Source organism: Streptomyces sp. CB01249 (assembly GCF_001905735.1).
Lineage (GTDB): Bacteria > Actinomycetota > Actinomycetes > Streptomycetales > Streptomycetaceae > Streptomyces.
The window spans coordinates 696214-716554 of record NZ_LISW01000003.1 but is presented as its reverse complement, the minus strand read 5'-3'; the positions used below and the strand labels follow the sequence as shown (position 1 = coordinate 716554).

The 20341-nt window shown below is 73.9% G+C and carries 16 protein-coding genes; 5 read left to right on the top strand and 11 right to left on the bottom strand.

Features of this window, described 5'->3' with window-relative positions:
• Nucleotides 1–50: 50 nt before the first annotated feature.
• The 7 genes from AMK18_RS18870 to AMK18_RS18840 form a co-directional block, all read right to left on the bottom strand.
• Nucleotides 51–1169: a M50 family metallopeptidase gene (locus AMK18_RS18870; protein WP_018105662.1), complete on the bottom strand. Its 1119-nt coding sequence runs from the start codon at nt 1167–1169 to the stop codon at nt 51–53.
• Complete coding sequence (locus AMK18_RS18865; RefSeq protein ID WP_073863645.1) at nt 1166–2320, bottom strand: lantibiotic dehydratase C-terminal domain-containing protein; 1155 nt, start codon at nt 2318–2320, stop codon at nt 1166–1168. The genes AMK18_RS18870 and AMK18_RS18865 overlap by 4 nt, the downstream gene beginning before the upstream one ends.
• Nucleotides 2308–5082, bottom strand: a complete 2775-nt coding sequence (locus AMK18_RS18860; protein ID WP_073863644.1) for a lantibiotic dehydratase — start codon at nt 5080–5082, stop codon at nt 2308–2310. The genes AMK18_RS18865 and AMK18_RS18860 overlap by 13 nt, the downstream gene beginning before the upstream one ends.
• An 11-nt stretch (nt 5083–5093) precedes the next feature.
• On the bottom strand, nt 5094–6707 hold the full coding sequence (locus AMK18_RS18855) for a nitroreductase family protein (protein ID WP_073863643.1): 1614 nt from the start codon (nt 6705–6707) through the stop codon (nt 5094–5096).
• A gap of 53 nt (nt 6708–6760) precedes the next feature.
• Nucleotides 6761–8677: a TOMM precursor leader peptide-binding protein gene (locus AMK18_RS18850; RefSeq protein WP_073863642.1), complete on the bottom strand. Its 1917-nt coding sequence runs from the start codon at nt 8675–8677 to the stop codon at nt 6761–6763.
• Complete coding sequence (locus tag AMK18_RS18845; protein ID WP_073863641.1) at nt 8667–10952, bottom strand: TOMM precursor leader peptide-binding protein; 2286 nt, start codon at nt 10950–10952, stop codon at nt 8667–8669. Before AMK18_RS18845 ends, AMK18_RS18850 begins: the two co-directional genes overlap by 11 nt.
• Before the next feature lie 168 nt (nt 10953–11120).
• Nucleotides 11121–13019, bottom strand: coding sequence for an AfsR/SARP family transcriptional regulator (locus AMK18_RS18840; protein WP_073863640.1), 1899 nt, complete (start codon nt 13017–13019; stop codon nt 11121–11123).
• A gap of 461 nt (nt 13020–13480) precedes the next feature.
• On the opposite strand from AMK18_RS18840, the gene AMK18_RS18835 reads away from it, so the two are divergent.
• Nucleotides 13481–14488 (top strand): helix-turn-helix domain-containing protein, encoded by a 1008-nt coding sequence (locus tag AMK18_RS18835; protein ID WP_073863639.1) that lies wholly within the window; start codon nt 13481–13483, stop codon nt 14486–14488.
• Nucleotides 14489–14525: 37 nt separating this feature from the next.
• Here AMK18_RS18835 and AMK18_RS18830 read toward each other — a convergent pair whose 3' ends face one another.
• Both AMK18_RS18830 and AMK18_RS18825 read right to left on the bottom strand, forming a co-directional pair.
• Complete coding sequence (locus tag AMK18_RS18830; RefSeq protein ID WP_073863638.1) at nt 14526–14714, bottom strand: hypothetical protein; 189 nt, start codon at nt 14712–14714, stop codon at nt 14526–14528.
• A 75-nt stretch (nt 14715–14789) separates the two neighbouring features.
• Nucleotides 14790–15350: a hypothetical protein gene (locus AMK18_RS18825; protein ID WP_073863637.1), complete on the bottom strand. Its 561-nt coding sequence runs from the start codon at nt 15348–15350 to the stop codon at nt 14790–14792.
• A 136-nt stretch (nt 15351–15486) separates the two neighbouring features.
• Here AMK18_RS18825 and AMK18_RS18820 point away from each other — a divergent pair, with 136 nt between their 5' ends.
• Nucleotides 15487–16416 carry a YDG/SRA domain-containing protein gene (locus AMK18_RS18820; RefSeq protein WP_073863636.1) on the top strand — a complete coding sequence of 310 codons (930 nt, stop codon included), beginning with the start codon at nt 15487–15489 and terminating at the stop codon, nt 16414–16416.
• On the opposite strand, the gene AMK18_RS18815 is transcribed toward AMK18_RS18820, so the two are convergent.
• Both AMK18_RS18815 and AMK18_RS18810 read right to left on the bottom strand, forming a co-directional pair.
• On the bottom strand, nt 16413–16895 hold the full coding sequence (locus AMK18_RS18815) for a GNAT family N-acetyltransferase (protein ID WP_073863635.1): 483 nt from the start codon (nt 16893–16895) through the stop codon (nt 16413–16415). The two genes, AMK18_RS18820 and AMK18_RS18815, sit on opposite strands and share 4 nt — an antisense overlap.
• A gap of 62 nt (nt 16896–16957) precedes the next feature.
• Nucleotides 16958–17962, bottom strand: coding sequence for an SEC-C domain-containing protein (locus tag AMK18_RS18810; RefSeq protein WP_018105674.1), 1005 nt, complete (start codon nt 17960–17962; stop codon nt 16958–16960).
• Nucleotides 17963–18084: 122 nt separating this feature from the next.
• On the opposite strand from AMK18_RS18810, the gene AMK18_RS18805 reads away from it, so the two are divergent.
• The 3 genes from AMK18_RS18805 (at nt 18085) to AMK18_RS18795 (ending at nt 20144) form a co-directional block, all read left to right on the top strand.
• Nucleotides 18085–18243, top strand: coding sequence for a DUF3311 domain-containing protein (locus AMK18_RS18805; RefSeq protein ID WP_018105675.1), 159 nt, complete (start codon nt 18085–18087; stop codon nt 18241–18243).
• Complete coding sequence (locus tag AMK18_RS18800) at nt 18240–19742, top strand: sodium:solute symporter family protein (RefSeq protein WP_018105676.1); 1503 nt, start codon at nt 18240–18242, stop codon at nt 19740–19742. Before AMK18_RS18805 ends, AMK18_RS18800 begins: the two co-directional genes overlap by 4 nt.
• A gap of 66 nt (nt 19743–19808) precedes the next feature.
• A complete protein-coding gene (locus tag AMK18_RS18795; protein WP_018105677.1) occupies nt 19809–20144 on the top strand; it encodes a DUF6412 domain-containing protein in 336 nt (111 codons plus the stop codon).
• Nucleotides 20145–20341: the final 197 nt, after the last annotated feature.

Below are 20341 nucleotides of genomic sequence, written 5' to 3'. Positions count from 1 at the left end.
CCTTCCGGTCGGGGACGGTCGGGGACGGTCGCGTGGCGCGGTCACCTCGGTCATCCCGTCAGGAGCTGGTACGCCGCGGCGCAGGTGCCCGCCGCGGCGAGGAGGACGAGCGCGACGAATCCGGCGGCGTACGCCGTGTAGAGGCGTCGGGCCCGGCGGGGGTACGCGGCGGCGGCGTCCGGGTCGCTTCGGCGCAGGGCCAGATAGGCGCGGGTCTCCGGGGCGAGGCGGGCGGTGCCGAGGAGGTGGCCGAGCATGCGGTAGCCGTCGAGCGGGGGCAGCGGGACGAGGTTGCTGAGTCCCTGCACGGCGCCGAGCAGCAGGAGCCCGGCGAGCAGCGCCCTGGTGGGGTCGCCGGGGGGCAGCAGGGACCACCAGAGCGCGAAGGGCAGCAGCAGCACCATGTTGAGGTGGGCGCCCGCCCCGGCGATGACGAGCCGCGCGCGCAGAGCGGGGAGGAAGAGGTAGTTGTCGACGGTGCAGTAGAGCATCGCCACCGGGAACCGCCAGCGCAGTCCGATCTCGGTGACCGTGCCGCCGTAGTGCTGGGCGGCGATGCCGTGGGCCAGTTCGTGCAGGGTGATGCTGAACCACAGGAACAGGGCGGCACCCGCCAGGGCGGCCGGCTCCCGGATCAGCTCGCCGGTGCCGTCCAGGAGTTCGCCGGTGTGCAGGACGAGCGCCACGACGGTGACGAGGACGGCGGCCAGCAGCGGGAGCTGGACCACCGGGTGGAGCAGCGGGCGCAGGACGCGGTGGAGCCGGGCGGTGGTCCGGTCGGCGTCGGCGACCAGGCGCCGGGTGCCGTGCCACCGGCCGCCGGTCCGGGCCGGGGGAGGGGCGGCGGGCGGCGGGTCGGGGGCGCCCGCGAGCAGGCTCCGGGTGCCGAGGAGGCCGAGGAGCCTGTTCCAGTGCTCCTCGGCGAGCCGTCGGCCGAAGCGTTCGGCGTAGGCGGGCGCGAGGTCGTCCAGGGTGCGGGTCCCGTCGAGGCGGGCGATGAGGAAGTGCTCCTTGGGGCCGACCTCGAACGCGGCGCCGCTCACGGGGTGCTTGAGCAGGTGCACCGTGCGGGGGCCGCGCAGCAGGGGCGGGCTGATGAGGACGCCGGGCCCGAGCGCGGGGCGGTACGCGCGGGCGGCGGCGCGGGCGCGGTCGGTGGCCGGGTTCATGAGCCCGCCGCGCTGTCCGTACCGGCGTCGTCCGCACCCGCGTCGCCCGACGGCTCGCGCAGGACCTGGCCGAGGACGAAGGAGAGGTACGCCTCGTCGCGGATGGTCACATGCAGCCGGTTGTTCGTCATGTGCATGTACGGGGAGAGCAGCCGGGGCAGGACGGCCTGGACATGGGTGAGCGGTTCCAGGGGGGCCGCGTCGGCCGGCTCGGTGCGCTCCTGCCCCGAGTCCTCGCGGGCGGGGCCGTCCCAGACCGGGAAGAGGAGTTCGCCCCGGGTGGCGAGGTCGGTGACCCGGTCCCGCAGCTCCAGGCAGTGGGCCGCCCAGCCGCGCAGGAAGGACGGCAGCCGGTCGAGCTCCCCGGCGGCGACGGCGGCGCGGATCGCGGCGAAGCGGGTGCCCAGGGCGGGCGCCATCTGCGCGTAGTTGCGCTCGTACTCCTCCGATCCGATGAACCCGGTGCCGGGGAAGGCGCGGTGCCAGAACGCGTAGTAGCCGTCCAGGTAGTCGGCGAGCCGGTCCTTCTCCGGCAGGAAGCAGCTCGCCATCACCATCATCAGCTGCGCGGAGGTGCCGAGGAGCACGGTCCGCAGGTGGAGGTTCATGGTGCGGAAGGCGTCGATGACCAGGTCGCTGGAGTGCCGGAAGTGCCACTCGGCCAGCTCGACCCCGGCCGGGCCGCCGTACTTGGCGTACTCGGGGGCGTACGGCTCCAGGCTGAAGGAGTTGTTCGGCCGCAGGTTCATCCGGCCGTCCTCGCCCATGTAACGGGTGCGGTCCTCGCCGGGGAACTCGATGTCGAACAGCTCGTTGTAGAAGTCCTTGAGGAACCCGGAGTCGACCTCGTAGAGCGCGGGCCGGGTGCGGAGGAAGCCGGTGAGGGCCTCCTCGGCGCGGCGCAGCACCTCGGGGGCGGCCTCGGGGCTCGCGGGGCGCAGCCGGAGCCGGACGTGCGGTCCCTCCAGCCAGTACGTGATGAAGAAGTGGCCGGCCAGCAGCCCTTCGGCGGTCAGCTCGGCGACCAGTGGGCGGACGCAGTCGACCAGCATCGGCCGGGGGCTGGCCGCGTAGAAGACGTGCAGGGCGATCCAGTCCCCCCGTTCCGTGGCGGCGGGGCGGGCGGGGCTGGGCGAGATCAGTTCCGGCATGTGGGGCCGTCCTCGGTACGCGGGCGGGAGGTGAAGGTCTCCACGGCCAGTTCGGCGACGTGGTGGCCCTGTTCGGAGAGCACGTGCGGGGCGTCCTCGGACGGGAGCATCTCCCGCAGGACCACGGCGTCGCCCGGTCCGCGCTCCAGCAGGGCGTCGAACGCGGTCAGGGACAACGGGCTGTCGAAGTCCACGTACAGGGGTTTGGCGCCCAGGGCGCGCCGCCCCTCGCGCAGGACCGTCGCGAAGACCTGGGCGGGCAGCCCGTGGGCGCGCCGCCAGCGCCGCCAGCCGAGGAACCACTCCGCCTCGTCGGCGCCGGGTGTCCGGGCGGGCAGCACCTGGGCGTCGGCCGTCCAGCTGCGGCGGCTGACGACGACCCCGTCGTGGACCACGCGCGGTCTGCGGGTGACCCCGTCGCGGGCGGGGGCCTCGGGGACGCCGCCCCAGACGTCGGTGGGCGTCATGGTGCTCGGGGCGAGCAGGAGCAGGGTGCGGGGGATCTCCGGCAGGGCGACGGGCACGAGGTAGCCGAGGTAGACGGGGACGACCTCGCACCCCAGCCGCCGGGACCGCAGGACGAGCCGGTCGGTGGCCTCGTCGTGCTGGAGGTACAGGTCCTCCAGGTGGATCCGGGCGTCCTCCGGCACGGTGGAGGTCTCGCCGGGGCACACGATCTGGTGGCTCGTCAGCCGCCCGTGCAGGTTGAGGTTGGTGGTGATCGGCCCCCCGGTCAGCTCGGCGAGGACGGCGCCTTCCGGGGCTCGGGTGAGGAGTTCGGCGCGCAGCCGCTCCGAGAGGCCGGGGCGCGCCTCCGGGGCGGTCGCGCCGTCGGGGTCGTAGACGTGCGTGAACCGGCTGAAGGGGAAGGCGAGTCCGCCGTACGAGCGGTTGAGGACCACCAGCGGCCGCCCGTCCGGGCCGGGTCCGGCGACCTGGATGTGGTGGCTCTGCGGGGTGAAGTCCTGGGTGATGGAGGAGAGTTCACCGGCCACCTCGGTGAGGAGGGCGGCGGGGAGCCGGATCTCGTCCGCCGTGCCGTGCTGCTCCCACTGCTCGCGCATCCCGGCGACGAAGCGGCGGCGGGCCGAGTCCAGGGAGCGCAGGGCGCTCTGGCCGAGCCAGTTCTCCTCCGGGACGTACTCCCCTTCGGCGTCGAAGGCGGAGCGCTTGGAGGTGAACGAGATGTACTGGTCGAAGAGGTCCTCGTGGAAGTCGTGCACCAGGCCGAGCAGGTCGTCGCAGCGCCCGCCGCTTCCGTACCGGGCCAGGAAGAAGCCGCGCAGCGTGATGCGCTGGGGCAGGGTGATGTCGTACATCGGGAGGATGCCCTCGACCCGCCGCAGCGCCCGGCCCGTGGCCCCGGCCAGCGGCCCCGGCCCGCCGCGCAGGTCCTCGCCCGCGCTGACGTCCTCGTACACCAGGGTCTGCGGCAGCGCGGCGTCCTCGGCGCCCAGCTTCCGCTGTACGTCGAGGAGTTGCTCGCGCAGGGTGCGGAGCAGGGTGCGGCGTTCGGTGAGCGGGGCGGCCGGGTACGCGGCGAGGCAGGCGGCCGGTCCGTCGAGCGAGGCCGCGACCTCGTCCGCCCAGGGGGCCCCGAGACCGCGCAGGGCCTGCTGGAAGGAGCGCAGCGGGTCGGGGCTGTGCACATCGGTGCGCAGCCCCGGCACCTGCACCATGCCGAGCTGGAGCAGGGCCGCCGCGTAGCGCTCGGCCTCGTCGGGACCGGCGCCGCGCTCGGAGCGCAGCAGGTCCACGAGGTCCCGGTGGCGCGGCCCCTCGTGGGTGGAGAAGAAGGTGAGCAGCCGGTCCAGGGTGCCGCTGCCGCGCAGGTAGAACAGCCGGTCGCGCACGGCGTCGAAGGTGACGGCCGCGCTGTCGTCACCGGTGGTCACCCACTGGCGGACGTAGCGGATGCGGTCCTCGTCGCGCCCCCAGCCCGGGGCCAGGACGACGGGGAGGTCCTGGCGGCGCACGGGGTCGGCGAGGATCAGGTCGGCCAGCCGGCCGAGGACGACGACGTTGAGCCGGACATGGCTGGTCCACTGCTCGCCGACGCGCAGGGCTCCCGGCGCTTCGTCCGGGGTGCCCGGGGCGAAGGTGCCGGTGGCCACGGCCGTCAGTGTGCTGAAGGGACTCGTCTTGCACGCGGTGCGGTAGAGGTAGGTGAGCGCCGAACGCTCGATCTTGCGCATCCGCTTGCCCGGCTCGGCGCTCGTGTCCGCGAGGTATCCGTCGAGCCTGCCGTCCAGCGTGGGCGAGGCCAGCAGCAGCCCCAGCCGGAAACGCTCCCCGGCCAGTGCTTCGCGCAGCGACCGGCGCGCGTCCCGCATCTCCCCGGCCAGCAACTCCGGCCCCCCGCCCAGGAGATCCGCGTACCGGGTGCGGCGGGCCAGCCAGTCGGCGAGCCGTGCGCCCACCGGTTCGGACAGCCCGGTCACCAGGCGCTCGGCGGCGCCGGGGTCGGCGGGCAGGCGGTTGTTGAAGACCGCGCGGCGCAGGCTGAGGAGGAGGCGGCGGGCGTCGCTGCCGGCCGCGTCGGCGGCGCCGAGCAGCCCGTGCAGCAGGTCGCTGAGCGCGGCGCCGTCGGCGGTCAGCCGCTCCTCCAGTTCCAGGACCTCGTCCGCCCAGTCACCGGTGCCGGGGCAGCGCAGGCCCCGGACGGTCTCCAGGGGCAGACCGGCCGCGCGGAGCAGGAACCGGTGCCCGGGCTCCCACACGTCGGGCGGACGGGGGGTGGTGTCGGACGTCAGGAGTGTCATCGCAGTTCCCGTCAGGCGATCTCGTGCCGGAAGTCGGCGGGCCGGGGCCGCTCGTTGCCGAGCGGCATGATCAGCAGGGGTGCCTCGTCGCCGTCGCCCAGGCCCAGCTTCTCGACGTACGCGATGTTGTCGAAGCCCAGGGCGACGCCCGCGCCGAGCCCGAGCGCGGCGGCGGCCACGTAGAACGTCTGGGCCACGGCGCCCGCGGTGCCGGCCGCCAGGCGGTAGCCGCGGTCCCCCACCGCGTCCAGCACGGCGGTGGTGCGGACGGCCGGCACAAGGACGGCCCCCGCCTGCTCCAGGTTGTAGTTGGCGAGGAAGTAGGTGTTCTGGAGGAAGGCCCCCTGCGGCCCCGCGTCGACGAGCCGCAGCTCCCCGGCCTCGGGGTCGTACACGTACGCGCCCGGCTCGACGGACTCGACGTGGTTGACGAAGGCGTACATCCGGGTCTGGCGCACCGCGCCGTCCGGGTCCGCGTCGCTGGGCAGCGACGTCCCGGCGCAGGCGGCGAGGACGGCGGAGAGCTGGGCGGGCGTGACGGGGCGCGCCGCGTCGAAGCGGCCGAAGCTGCTGCGCCGGGTGCGCAGGGCGTGCCGCACGGACACGGCGGGGAAGGCCGGGGCGGGGAGGGCGGTCCGGGTGCCGCCCGGCGGGGTGGGCAGCGCCGCCGCGGCGGCCAGGGCGCCGGGGGCGGGGCGCTCCGTCGCGTCCCGGGTGGTCGCGGCGTGCATGGCGAGGACGGTGGGGAACGTCCGGACGGTGCGGGACCGTTCGGCGTCCCGGTGCCGCACGGACGGGTCGGGTCCGCGAGGGGCCGCCGAAGGGGCCGGGGCCGAGGTGTCCCAGCGGAGCGGGACGACGGCGAAGACGCCCTCCTCCTCTCCCTCGGTGCCGAGCAGACCGTTCAGCCGGGGCTCGTCGAACCACAGGACGGGCGAGGTGACCAGGCCCCGGGCCGCCGCCCAGATCCGCCAGGTCTGCACGAGGGTGCCCAGGTCGGTGGAGACCACGTGGTACGAGAAGCTGTTGTACTTGAACGCGTTCTGCCAGTACTTCACCCCGAGGATCAGGTACTGGTCCGTCTCCCGGGCCTCCTCGGGCGCGTCGGGCCCCAGCGCCTCGCGGACGCGGGCGGAGACGTCACCGGTCAGCACCCGCTGCACGGCGTGCCGCTGGACGTCGTAGTAGTGGATGCCGGGGGCCAGCGGCCCGGAGGGGCCGGACGCCCAGTAGATGCTGACCGGGTAGAGACCGCCGCCGCCCGCGGTGCCCCGGGACCAGTTGGCGTGGGTGTGCAGCGGCAGCCCGGACAGGTCGCTGTTGGCCTGGACGCCGAGGCGGCGGCCGGTCAGCCCGTACGAGTCCTTGAGCATCGCCGACAGCAGCGGCAGGGTGAAACCGGCCGGGTCGCCCGCCGCCGCTCCGCCGTCCGGGGCGGGCAGCAGACCGCGTGCGGCGGGGGCGTCCGGGAGGCCGTCGCCGTCCGGGAGGGCGTACGGCTCCACACCCGGGTAGAACTTCCCCCGGCGCGGGGCGTCGGGCCAGTCCGGGACGAAGTCGGTGGGCTCCATCGGGACGCGGCCGCGGTGCAGGACGGCGTCGGCGTACTCGTGGGCGTACCCCATGGGGCGGCCCCCTCTCGCATGGTCTCGGACGGGCGGATGCGGCTGGCGTACGGTCATGGGAACGGGTGCGGGGCCGGGTTGAGGCCCGCAGGGCCGAGCACGGTGCGCATCCGGGGCATGTGCCGGGCGCGCTGGCGGGACCAGCCGAAGTCGATGGGGAGCAGCCCCGGCACCAGGACCTTCATGGTGTGCAGCCCGAGCGCGCGCTGCTCGGGCAGGGTCTGGTCGACGACGACCACGTCGTACCCTGCGGCGGTGACGGCGCCGACCGCGCGCAGCACGTCCGCCCGGAGGTCGGGGACGGCCGGCTCGCCCCAGCCGTCCGGCCAGGCCAGGTCGGCGACGGAGAGCGGCGGGCGGGGTTCGGGCTGCCGCAGCAGGAAGTCGGCGTGCCGCCCCATCTCGGGGATGCCGTACGCCAACGGGTGGTCGTGCAGGGTGGTGAACCGGTCGAAGTCGGTGGCCATGGCGCGCAGCCGTTCCTCGTCGCGCAGGGTGCGGCCGACGAGGTTGACCGCGTCGGTGGCGATCTCGCGGAGCGCGGAGTCCAGGGCGGATTCCGGGTCGAGCCCGGCGCCCGCGCCGAAGCACATCCGGCCGGTGGAGCCGTCGAAGCGTTCGGCGCAGCCGGTGACCACGGGGACGGGGAAGCCGATCCGGGTGTCGAAGAAGCGGGCCCGGTAGCCGTACATGGCCAGCCGGTCCACCATGTGCCGGGTGGCGGCCCTGGTGCTGGTCGCCGGGTTGATCTCGCGCAGGGGCACCTGCCCGTACCAGGCGAGCAGGAAGGCGTCCCGTTCGATGACCTCCATCAGCCCGAAGTAGACGGCCTCCTCCGTACTGCCCCCGGAGGCGCAGCCGTTGGAGCTCTCCTGCACGAACCGGCCCTCCAGGCCCGGGGCGTGGTAGTAGGCGAGGACCTCGGGCACCGGCCGGGGCCGGTCGTCGCGCAGCGACCAGCCCCACACCCAGGGGATCTTCCGGTCCGGCGCGAAGGGGCGCACCCAGGGGTTCCGGGCGTAGAACTCCTCGTCGTACAGGCCGGTTTCACGCGGGTCGACGGCGTCGGGACCCAGCTCGTCCAGGGAGGCGGTGAGCCGGGTGGTCCGGGCGCGGGCCCGCATCCCGGCGTAACGCTCCAGCGCCTCCAGGACCCCGATGCTCCGGCTGTGCGCGTACGTGTCCGCGTGGCCGCCCCAGAACGTCTCCCGGAGGTAGTCCCCGGACCGGGTCGAGAAGCAGCCGACGGTGGCGGAGGTGGTGGTCGAGGCGACATCGCAGGTCACCGAGGAACCGAGCGCGCCCCAGTGCGGGTTGACGAAGGCGTCCTCCGGCAGCCGGTAGTCCTCCACCCGCCGCACCCGGAAGACACCCGGCCGGTACGGGGGAGCGGGCCGCAGGGTGAGCGCCGCCACCTCGGCGGTGTCGTCGCGGGGCGCGGAGCAGTCGGGGCACTCCGGATCGGGGACCAGGGGGTGACTGCGTACGGTCATGGCGTCCAGGTCCAGCAGGTGGACCCGGGGGTACGGGCCCGGCGCGGGCTCCGCACCGGCGAGCCCCGCCATCAGGGCGGCGACGGCGGTCACGGCGAAGGGCGTGCCGTACGGCCAGTCGCCGACCGCCCGGGTGCCGTGGCCCAGTTCGAGGCCCTCGCGCAGGGCCACCGAGCGCACGCCCTGCCAGCGGCGGGCGAGACAGGTGCCGCAGCCGGCCCGCCCGTCCCGGGTGGGCCACGGGCCGATCAGCACCTGGCGGCCGTAGAGGTGGACGGGCACGGCGGCGCTGTCGGCCCGGGTGTCCTCGTCCGGGTCGCCGGTCGGCGCGTACGCGTCCCGGACGCCGAGCGGCGCGACCGACACGGCCGGGGCGGCGCCGCCCTCACCGAGCGCGTCCCGCAGCGCCGCGGCGAACCGCTCGACGGCTGCAGGGCGTTCGGCGGGCAGCGGGCGTACGGCGCTGTCAGCCGGCATCGACGGCCGCCCGGGTGAGCAGGACACGCACGGTGTGGATGCCCGCGGTGGGCAGGTCGGCGGCGTGCGTGGGCACGACCAGGGCGTCCCGCCCGGCGGCGGCGAGGCGTTCGAGGATGCGGGTCCAGCCGGTGTCGTCCTCCCCGGCCGGGGCGTCCGGGGCGGCGGGCTCCTCGGAGGTGACCGGGACGAGCGCCGGGTCCAGGTCGCGCAGCAGCGGGTCACCGGTGTCCGGGGCGCCGGGTCCCTCGGCCCGGGCCCCGTCCCCGGCCGCCCGCGCCCCTGCTTCGGACGTCTGCGCCTCGCCCAGCAGGTCCCGCAGGGCGTCCACGGCCGCCGTCGCGAGGTCCGGGGCCGCGCCGACGGCCCAGAGGGCGGGGCCGGGGGTGCCGGTCGTCCGGGCGAGGACGACGGACGCCCCGGAGAACGCCCGCTCGCCGAGGTCCAGCAGCTCGACGGTGAGGCCGAGATGGGCCGCCGACCGCAGCAGGAACACCGGCTCGGGGTGCTCGCCGAGCAGCTCGGGCGCGAGGACGGAGACCGTCCCGGCCCCCCGGACGGCCCGGCGCAGCGCGTCGTGGGCGAGCGCCGACAGCAGCCCGGCCCCGGCGGCCTCGGGCAGGTCCGCCCCGGCTCCGGCACCGGCCCGGGTCGGCTCGAAGCGGCGGTCCGCGTTGTCCGCGCCGAAGGGGCGCACCGCCCCGGCGGGCACCCGGACCAGCTCCTTGGTGAGCAGCGAGACGGCCGCCGTCCAGCGGGTGGCCGTGCCGGTGCCGCCGGTGCCGGACGCGACGGTGAGGCCGTCCGGGTCCACGGCGGGCAGTTGCGCCGTGGCGTCGTCGGGTGCCGGGGCGGGCACCACGTGCTCGGCGTAGAGCGTGGCGGCGGCGTTCAGCGCCCGCAGCCGGGCCCCGGCGGTGTGGTGGACGTCGAAGGCGGTGACCGTCCTGCGGCCCTGGGCCCCGAGACCCCCCAGGACGACCGAGCCCACCTTCAACGGGGTCTGGGTCAGCTTCTCGTCGGCGTAGGCGGTGAACACCCCGGCGTACGGCTGGACGAGCGCGGAGCGGCGTTCGAGTGCGGCGAGCGGGCCCTGGGCGGCCTCGTCGTCGGCGGCGGTGTCCGCCGTCGGGAGGAACGCCGGACGGACCGGCGCGGACGCCAGGTCGACCGGCTCGGGGAGGGCGGCGGGCGTCGCGCAGAACGGGCATGCCGGATGCGGCAGCAGCGGCTCCGACGCCACGTCGAACGAGGCCATGTCCTGGAGCAGGATCCGGTCGCGGGTCTCGGCCCGGAGCGCGCCGGTGACCAGGCGGAACACCTCGTAGCCGAGCAGGTTGCCGAGCATCGCCGCGAGCGGCCCCACGGGCTGGGCCCCGGGGGTGCCGGTGCCGAGGGCGAGCCCCCTCCAGAGACCGGCGGCCGCGGTGTCGGCCGCACCACCGGCCGCGCCCAGCCGCAGCGCCGCGCAGGCCCAGCAGGCCGCCGCCTCCGGGGTCATGACCGGCCCGACGACGGCCCGCCCCTGGAACGTCCAGGCCGGGAGCAGCGTCCGCCCCTCGGGCACCCCTTCCCGGAGCAGCGCCAGCATGGTCCCCGGCACCTGGGGACCGGCCGCGGCGACGACGACGTCGTACCCGTCGTAGGCCGCCCAGCCGGGCCCCGCCGGGAGTGCGGACAGCTCGACGGGGCAGTCCTTCTCCGCCGCCCGGGCCGCCTCCTGCCGGACCTCCGCGGCCTCCTCGGCGGTGGTGCCCCCGGAGCCGTCGAGGAGGGCGGCGTCGACGCCGATGGCGGCGCAGCCGTTGCGGATGAGCGACAGCACGCACCAGCGGGCCACGGGGCCGTCGCCGAGCACGGCGACCCGGGTGGAGCGGTAGCGGGCGAACCGGGCGTCGGCCTCGTCCGCGTAGTGGTCGATGTAGGCGATCTGCTGGGCGAAGCGTGCGGCGGCGGCCGGGGCCGTCCGCGGGTCCGCCGACTCGTCCGGCGCCGGTACGGGCCGGGCGAAGCCCCGCGCGTAGAGGGCCTTCACGAGTTCGCCGACCATGGCCTTCTGCCGGTCGCCGAAGCCCTGGCATATCTCCTCGACCGATCTGCTGCCGTCCAGGTGGGGCACCAGGAGAGTGGCGAACCGGTAGCCGGACGCGGCGGTGAGCCGGAACCCCCCGTCGGCGTTGTGGAAGATGACGCCGTCGGGCGTCTCGGTGAACAGGACGTCACGGCGGACTCGCGGCCGGGTCCCGGCGGTCTCTGTGTACGGCGTTGCTGCCATGCCTGCGTCACACCTCTTGTTCTGGGGCTGGGACGGGGCCCGGGGCGGGCCGCGCTGTCCGGCTGGGGGGCGGGTGGGGGCGTACGGAGCGGTGGTACCGGTGTCAGGGGCGGGGTGGCCGGTCCCGGCGGGCGCGGTGGGCGGCGTCCGCGGCGCGGTGACGGGGCGTCACCGCAGGGCGGTGGGCCGGGTACTGCCCGCCTGGGGTGTGTCCCCGCGCCGTGGCGGGCGCGGGAGTGCCCGGGCGCGCCCGGGGGCGGAGGCCGGGACGGAGGAGACGGCCGCGCGCCGGGCGTGCGCGCGCAGCAGTTCGTGCATCCGGAACGTGCCCGGGTGCTCCTCCTCCAGGAGGCCCGCGTCGAGAAGGCGTTCCAGCACGTCCTCGGCCGTTTCCCACGGGACGTCGAGGACGGCGGCGGCCAGGTCCGCGGTGAGCGGGCCCCGCGCCGCCGCCCCGAGCCGGAGATGCGCCTCGGCCAGCACCGGAGGGAGCCGCCCCACCGCCTCGTCCAGGGTCAGCGGTACGGACATCCGGGGGTCGTCGGCCAGGCTGAGGCGGCCCGGCAGGCCGTGGCGGAGCCAGTGCGCGCAGTCGGCCGGCTTCAGGAGGGGCCGGGTGAGCAGCCGGGCGGCGGCGATCCGCAGGGCGAGCGGATGGTGCCCGCACACCTCGGCCAGCAGCCGCGCCCCGGCCGGCTCGGCGGCGACGCGTTCCCGGCCCAGGACGGCGGTGAGCAGGGCGTACGACTCCTCGGGGCCGAGTGCGCCGAGCCGGTGCACGGTGCCGCCGTGCGTGGCGACGAGGGCGGCGAGCCCCATCCGGCTGGTGACGATCGCGGCACCGCCCGCGTTGGCGGTGAGCAGGGGGCGTACCTGGTCGGGGTGGACGGCGTCGTCGAGGATCAGGAGCGTACGGCCCCGCCCGGTGCCGGACCCCGGGGGCAGCGCGTCGCGGAGCTCGGCGGCGGCCTCCTCGGTCGGGCGCGGGGTGCCGTCGGGCGAGGTCAGCGGCAACAGGACGCAGCCGCCCGGGAATTGCCCGCTCACCAGGTGCGCCACGTGCAGGGCGAGCGCGGTCTTGCCGATGCCGGGCGCCCCGGAGAGCACGGCCACCGGGGCGCGCTCGGGGGCCGCGGCGGACGTCAGCAGCGGGACGAGTTCCTCCACCTGGCTCCGGCGCCCGGTGAAGCCGGGCACCGCGGGGAGGGGGGTCGCCGGGGGACTGCCCCCGTCCTCCGGCGGGAGCGGGAGCGGGTGCGGCGGCGGAAGCGCGGCCGGTGGTGGGGCGGAGGCCACGAGCGAGACGGGGGCGTGCCCGGTGTCCGGGGCGCCCAGGTCGTCACCGCGCAGGATCGCCAGTTCCAGGCGCTGGAGTCCGGGCCGGGGATCGACGCCGAGCTCCTCTCGCAGATAGGCCTTGATCCTCCGGTACTCCGACAGCGCCTCCGTCTGCCGCCCGGTCCGGTAGAGGGCCAGCATCAGCTGCTCGGAAAATCGCTCGTGAGCCGGGTATACGCGCGTAACTTCCCAAAGATCGACGAGGGTTTCGCGGCAACGGCCGTGCTCCAGCTCGATGTCGCAGACCCTCTCCAGGACCCGCAGGCGTTCCTCCGCCAGCCGGGGCACCTCGTCCCGGTGCAGCAGCCCGGAGGGCACGTTGGCGAGCAACGGCCCCTGCCAGAGGGCGAGGGCGGCCCGCAGGGTGTACAGCTCGGAGTCCTCGCCGGCCCCCGCCGCCCGGCCGACGAGCTGCCGGAAGTGGAGCAGGTCGAGGGTCTCGGCGTCGGCGTGGATGCGGTAGCCGCCGGCGACCGCCACGACGGCCTGGTCCTCGATGCCGTACTTGGCGAAGATCCGGCGCAGCCGCAGGACGCAACTCTGGAGCGCGGCCTTGGCCGTGGCGGGCTGTTCCTCGCCCCAGACGGCTTCCTGCAGGTGGTCGGTGGAGACGACCCGCCCCGGCCGGATGAGCAGGGCGGCCAGCAGCGCGGTCGGCTTGGAGGGCGGAAGGACCACGAGGTCCCGCCCATCGGTGATGCTCAGGGGCCCGAGCAGTTGGAACAGCACCGTCGTCCGCCTTCCCCGTACACTCTCGGCGGCCCGTCGCCGGACCGCTGCCTCGTCGTACCCGTGCAGGAACCGGGGACTACTGCCAGCCGAAGTCGTGCGGCCGGTTTCCCGGGGGCTCGGGCAGGACGGGGGACGGGGAGGCGGTACAGGAGAACCGGTGGAGATACGTCATGCGGAAGCCCTTCGAACCATGGGTGGGGAGCGTTCGACAGCCGTGAGTTTTGTACGCCGGTGACGCGACGGTGAAGGCGAGACCGGTGGACCGATGAGGCCATGGCCCCTTCCGTCCAGCATGTGGACGTCAGGGCCGTCGCCGACCGCCCGGAGACCGTTCGCCACCGTTCACACGCCCGTGGCGTGGCCTTTTAGCGCCGCGCAACCGGAGTGCGGAAGAGTAGATTTCGCTGCCTCGAGGTAATAACTACGGCAAGAGACAGTGCTCCTAGTGTGGAGGGACGATGCTCGACCCTTTGGGCCTGGATGCCACGGCGGAGATCGTCTACCGGGCACTGCTCGCACAGCCGTACGCGTCCCTCGCAGAGCACCGCTCCCGCCTGTGCCTGACGCAGGCTCAATTCGATGCCGCCCTGGACGAGTTACGCGGCCTGTCCCTGGTGCGGCCGGCCGCGGGCGCCGGTGAGCAGCGCCTGCACGTGGTCGATCCCAGGCTGGGCCTGGAGAAGCTGCTGACCCGTCGCCGCGCCCTGCTCGCCGCCGAACGGCAGCGGCTGGCGGACGGGGAGGCGGCCGTGGCCGAACTCCTCTGCGACCTCCCCGCCCCCCATCCCGCCGCCGGTGAGTCGCCGGTGGTGCACCTGGACGGCGTGGACCACGTACGGGACTACCTGGCGCGGCTCCACGAGGAGGTGGAGGAGGAGATCCTGACCTTCGCGACGGGCGGTGCGCAGACGGAGGAGAACATGCACGCCTCCCGCCCCCTCAACCAGGAGCTCCTGGAGCGCGGGGTGCGGATGCGCACGGTCTATCTCGACAGCATCCACAACCACCCGCCGACGGTGGCCCACGTGACCTGGCTGGCCTCGCTCGGCGCCGGAATCCGCACGGCCCCCTCGCTCAGCACCCGCATGATCATCACCGACCACCGCCTCGCCCTGGTCGCCCTGGACGACCAGGACTCCTCGCTCGGCGCCCTCGTGGTGTCGGGCCCGGGCCTCATCGCGGCGCTGGAGGCCCTGTTCGAGAACGTGTGGAGCGACGCCGAACCCCTCGGCCCGTGCGAGAAACCCGACGACCGCTCACTGACCCGCCAACAACACGAAACCCTCCGCCTGCTGGCCCGCGGCTACACGGACGAGGCCATAGCCAAGCGCCTGGGCGTCTCCCCCCGCACCGCCCGCCGCATCGCCACCGGCCTCCTGGGCCACCTGGACGCCCGCAGCCGCTTCCAGGCCGGCGTCCACGCAGCCCAACTCGGCTACCTGCCGGCGGACGGGCCTTGGCCTTGAGAGGCGGGGCCTGCCCAGGGGGGGGCATGACCGGGGTTCAGCCCCCGTACGGCCCCATGCCCTGGCCCTGCGCATGCCCGTGCGCCAGCCCCTGCGCCTGCCCCTGCTGCCCCGCCCCGCGCTCCAGGGCCCCACGCTCGCCGGACCCGCCGCGCTTGCGGAGCGCTACGAGGATGGCGGCGAGGACCACGACGAGACCGACGACGACACCGATGACCAGACCCATGATTCCCCCACTACACCGGAGGCACCACGGACAGCGGCCCCTCGCTTGTTGTCCCCATTGTCGGTCGTGAGGCGCTCAGAGGGAAGTGGGATCGGACCCGGCGAGGGACGCGGCGAAGGAGGCCAGCGCGGCGAAGTCGTCATCCCGCAGCCCGATCCGCGGATTCACGTGGCGAAGGAGCGCCGGCCCCGGGTGGTGGGCGCTCACGTGGGCGTGGTCGGCGTCGCTCTGTTCGTCGTCCACCCAGGCGAACGGCCGGCCGCCCGCGTACGCGATCAACGCCTCGCACTTCCAGTGCACACCGTCGGGCCGCTCCCGGAACAGCCCCTCCCCGAAGTCCACGAACGGCAGCTCGGGCAGCCCGAGAACGGGCCCGATCCACGTGTTCGCGTCGTTCATCCAGGTGGTGGCCCAGCACAGCTCGTACCCGAGCGCTAACAGAGCCTCGCCGTGCCCGGGATTGAGCCACACCCGCAACGGCGGCGCGGAGGACCGGAGCAAGCCGTGCTCCGTGGCGGCGAGAGCGTCCCGGGGGACGCGGATGGTGGTGTAGCCCGCGGGGCGCCGTTCGGGCTGCGCGGCATACGGGTTCAACGGCCCGTCGACGTCCAGAAAGAGAAGGGGCCGGGCCGGCATGGGGACTCCTTCGGATGCGAGCGGGGGTGCGGGCGGTGTGGACCACGGCGGAGCCGCCCAGGGGGAAAGCTCGTCACACCGGTGCTGGTCAGCAAAGATATTGATCGAAGGTATCCGCCATTGACAGAATGATCGCATGGCACCCTCGAAGTCGAAGCCCATCTACTTTGGTCCCCCTCCGAACGTTGCGGAAGGGGCATGGTTCCGTACGCATGACGATCTTTACGCGGCTGACGTTCACCGGTTTTCCAGGCAGGGAATCTCCGGTACGGCGCACCAAGGAGTCGACTCGATCGTGGCCAGCGGTGGCTACGCTGCCGACGAGGACCACGGCGACGTCATCATCTACACCGCGCAGGGCGGGTCGCCTGACAAGGACGGGCACATCACCGCAAACCAGGAGTTGACCAAGGTCAACGAAGGAATGCTGGTCAACTATCGGGAGGGCCTGCCCATCCGATACGTACACGGCTTGGGTATCAAGCGGCGCAAGGCGACCGAGGGCTACAGGTACCGCGGGCTCTACCTCGTTGAGGACTACTGGAGTGTCCGTACTGACCGTGGCTTTCTTATGTGGCAGTTTCGTTTGGCGAAGTCGGCGGCCGTGGAGCCCTGGGATTCGGCGGAGAGCGGAGACGCCGTAGAGATTCGACCGGTCACGCCGCTTGAGAAGGCCGCCGCGAAGTACGTCAGTGTTCAGCGGCGCGTACGGAACACCGCTGAGGCTCGGGCCGTCAAGAACATTTACCGGAACGTCTGCCAGATGTGCCGCATTCCCTTGGTCGTGGACGCAGAGGGGGGACGGTACAGCGAGGGTGCGCATATCCACGCGCTGGGCCGACCGCACAACGGCAAGGACGTGAGTAGCAACATCCTCTGCCTCTGTCCGAACTGTCACGTCCTCTTCGACAATGGCATGCGGCTCATCACCGATGACCTCAAGGTCATCGACGCCTTCAGCCAGAAGGTGTTGGGCGATCTGTATGTGCTGCCCGGGCACGACATAGACCGCGACTGTGTGCGGCAGCACCGCAGCCGCTGGGCAGCTCGCGCGCAGAACGCCTAGCCCAGCACCCGCACAAACACCACCCCCGCCTCCCCGCTCAACTCCACCGCCTCCCCCGTCTCCACGAACCCCGTCCGACCGAGCACCGCACGCGACGCGGCATTCCGTACCGCCGCCCTAGCCCGGAGCGTCGTCAGCCCGTACCGCGTGCGGCACAAGTCGAAGAGCTGGTGCACCGTGGTCGTCGCCAGGCCGCGGCCCGTGGCCTTTTGTGCGAGGCGGAAGCCGAGTTCGGCGGTGCCGTCCGCCGCGTCCATCAGGTTGAAGCGGCCCAGGATCTCGCCCGAGTCCACCAGGACGTGGAAGTGGCAGATCCCCGCGGCCTGTTCGGCGAGCAGGGCCTCGTGGCGGGGCGGGTAGTCGGCGAAGAACGCGTCGCCCCGGTCCGGGACCGACGCCGCGAAGAACGCGCGGTTGGCCTTCTCGAAGGCGAGGACGGCCGGGGCGTGGTCGGGGCGCAGGCGCTGGAGTTCGGGCATGGGCGAAGGGTACGGAGCCGGGGCGCGCCCCGGCACCGGTTATTCGACGCCCGCTTCAGCCCCTACACCCGCCCCCCATGGCACCCCCGGTACGACTCCCCCGACCCGCACCAGCACTCCGCGCTCTTCGCCGGGGGCCACGGCACCGCGCGCCCCCGCGCGGCCAGGGTCGTCGCGTACTGGGGGAGGAGGTCCGGGTCCGCCGGGGACGCGGATTCGGAGGCGGCGAAGGCCTCGTAGGAGGGGACCGTGCCGCGGACGATGCCGAGGTTCGGGGTGCCCGCCGCCTGGAGGTCGCGCAGGGCCGCCTCCAGGCGGGCCAGGTGGTCCGGGTGGGAGGCGTATTCGCTGCCCAGGCTCGGGTACGCCGTGAGGAGTTCGCGGAATTCGGCGGCCGGCCAGTGCAGCACCGCCACCGGGAACGGGCGGGACAACGCCGTGCGGTACGTGCCCAGTTCGGCGCGCAGGCGGGTGATCTCGGCGCGCAGCTCGCCCGGGTCCGACGAGCCGAGCGACCACAGCCGCTTCGGGTCGTGGAGCTCGTCCAGCGGGACCGCCGCCGTGTGCAGGGTGTCCGCCAGCTCGTCCCACGCGTCGTGCGCGACGCCCATCAGGCGGCGCACCCGGTGGCGGCCGGTCAGCAGCGACTGGGTCTGGTACGGGACCTCCTCGCCCGGGGCGATCAGCAGCCGCAGGGCCGTGGAGAAGAGGTCGTGGGCCGCTTCCAGTTCGTCGTGGGCCTCCAGCGTCTCGGCCGCGATCTCCCACGGGGCCGCCTCCTGCGGGGCTGCCACGCGGACGCCGTCGATCAGCGCGCGGGCCTCCGCCTCGTGGCCGTACTCCCACAGGTTCGCGGCGCTGAGCGCCTTCACCAGGTGCGGGTGCTCGGTGCGGGAGTCGCCGAGCAGTTCGTCGTAGAGCGTCGTGGCGCGGGCGCGGTCGCCGCCGAGTTCCAGGTGGGCCGCGGCCTGCAGGAGCAGCGGTTCGTGGTCCTCGGGGTACTGCGCCGCGGTGCGGAGCAGACGCTCGGCTTCGGAGATGTGGTCGGCAGGGGTGTCGGGGCGCATGCACCACACCGTACTGCTGTGCGGGCACGCGACGGGGGCTACTCCCCGGGCAAGGTCCTGCGCACGCCGCCGACCCTCTAACGTGTCTCCACGTGCTCAGACGACGTCCGCAGTTGTTGTGGTTGCTGGTCCCCTACGTGCTCTACCTCGGGGCGCTGCCGTTCGTGAACCGGGTCCGGCCCGTCGTTCTCGGGCTGCCGTTCCTCTTCTTCTGGCTGCTCGGGGCGACCCTGCTGACCCCCGTCGCCGTATGGCTGACCCGGCGGGGTGACCGCCGGTGAACGCCGCCGTCGCGACCTCCGTCTTCGGGGTCTTCATGGTCGCCACCGTCGCCCTGGGGCTGCTCGCCGTACGCGGCACGCGCGGCGGCGGGGGCGGGCTCGCCGAGTGGTCGGTGGGCGGGCGCAGCCTCGGCACCGTCTTCATCTGGGTGCTGATGGCCGGCGAGGGCTACACCAGCTTCAGCTACCTCGGTGCCGCCGGCTGGGGCTACAACTACGGGGCGCCCGTCCTGTACGTCGTCGCGTACATGTCCTGCGGTTACGCCGTCGGCTACGTCGTCGGGCCCATGCTGTGGGCGTACGCGCGCAAGCACGGTCTCGTCGGGATCACCGACATGGTGGCGCACCGCTTCGGGCGGCCCTGGCTGGGCGCTCTCGTCGCCGTCCTGGCGACCGTGTTCCTGCTGCCGTACATCCAGCTCCAGATCACCGGCATGGGCGTCGTCGTCTCCACGATCTCGTACGGCGCGATCAGCCTGAACTGGGCCTACTTCATCGCCTTCGCCGTCACCACCGGCTTCGTCGTGGTCAGCGGGCTGCGCGGCAGCGCCTGGGTGTCCGTGCTGAAGGACCTGCTGGTCATCGTCACGCTCGGCTTCCTCGCGATCTACGTGCCCGTGCACTACTTCGACGGCTACGGGCCCTTCCTCGACCGGCTCGTCACCGAGAAGAGCGAGTGGCTGACCTTCCCCGGCCACGGGGACAGCGGCCTCGGACAGGCGTGGTTCATCACGACGTCGTTCCTGAACTCGCTCACCGTCGTGATCTTCCCGACCACCGTCGCCGGCTACCTCGGCGCGAAGAACGCGGACGTGCTGCGGCGCAACGCGATGTGGCTGCCCGCCTACAACGTCCTCCTCTTCGTTCCGATGCTGCTCGGCATGGCGGCGCTGTTCGTGGTGCCGGGGCTGGTCGGCGCCGAGTCCAACCTCGCGCTCTTCGAGCTGGTCACGGACTCGCTGCCCGCCTGGTCGGTCGGCGTCATCGGGGTCGCCGCCGCGCTCTCCTCGATCGTGCCGATGGCGGTGTTCATGCTGGTCATCGGGACGATGTGGGGCCGCAGCGTGCTCTCCCTCGTGCCGCGCTGGGAGCGCCGGCAGAAGGGCGCCGCGCAGCTGGTCGTCGTGGTCGCGGGCGCCTTGGCGCTGCTCCTCACGTACACCGCCCCCAACACCCTCGTACGCCTCTCGCTCATCTCGTACGAGGGCATGGCGCAGCTGCTCCCCATGGTGCTGCTGGGGCTGGTGTGGCGGCGGCTGACGCTGCTCGGGGCGCTGTCCGGGCTCGTCGTCGGGGTCGGCGTGGTGTGCGGGTTCGTCTTCACGGAGCACGACCCGGTCTGGGGTGTGAACGCGGGCATCGTCGCCCTCGCCGCCAACCTGGCCGTCGCGCTCGCGGTGACGTACGCCGGTCCGCGCGAGCGCGACGAACGGCCGGACGACGAGGTGCTGGCCCGGGACGAGGTGGCGGCGGACCGAATGGCTGTCAACGTACGTTGACCCGCTCGGCCGGTCGTGTATAACGGATGGACCGACAGGAGCGCAGACGGAAGGGAGGCACCGCCCATGGACACCGACGCCATGAGCCGCGTACGCGACGGTCTCTCCCGCGTCCTGCGCCCCGCCGGGCTGCTCCTCTTCCTCCTCACCGAGGTGCTCCTCGCCGAGGGCGGCAGCATCTCCGCCGCCGTCGCGCTCGCCGCCACGGCGGCCGCCGGCACCGCGCTCGTCGCCTGCTCGGTCATCAGCGCCCGCTGCGCCGCCCCGGTGCCCCGCACCCGGGTGCGCACCGCCATGCGCGACCGGGAGAAGCGCACCGCGTTCCTCCCGCAACGGGACCCGGACGCCCAGGGGCGCCGACGCCCCCGAGCACCGGGCCACGCCCTCCCGACGGCCGCGTAGGGCGCACCAGCCCCTTCGCGGACCCGTCACGCCGAAGCACGTTTTCCTCGCTTCCCGCATGACGAGACCCCGGAGGGCCTAGGGCCTTTCGTTTGGATCATGCCGGGCTCGCGGGCCCCGGCGCCGCACCTCGCGGCGTTGTCGTCAATCACCAACGCTCCGCGTTGCCTCAATCCTCCGCCTTGCGATGCACGGCA